Genomic DNA, 237 nt, shown 5'->3' on the forward strand with positions numbered 1-237 from the left:
ATGACTTTCGGCAACCATGAATTTGATAAAGATTCTGAGACGCTTTCCAAATTCATCGGCAACGCTAAGTTCCCTTTTGTCTCATCCAATGTAAATTTCTCTGCGGATGACATCCTAAGCAAAATGTTCACCAACGAGATTGGTCGGTCAGGTAACGCAGCAACCATCTACCCTGCTCTGATTAAAGAAGTAGACGGCGAACAGATTGGTATCATCGGCCTGACGACAGAAGATACA

Annotated in this window: 1 pseudogene; it reads left to right on the forward strand. The window is 43.9% G+C overall.

Annotated features, from left to right (window positions below):
* Positions 1 to 237: pseudogene (locus CA600_RS30755) on the forward strand (bifunctional metallophosphatase/5'-nucleotidase); the annotation flags it as partial.

This window comes from Paenibacillus sp. VTT E-133280 (assembly GCF_002264385.1).
Lineage (GTDB): Bacteria > Bacillota > Bacilli > Paenibacillales > Paenibacillaceae > Paenibacillus_AQ > Paenibacillus_AQ nitricinens.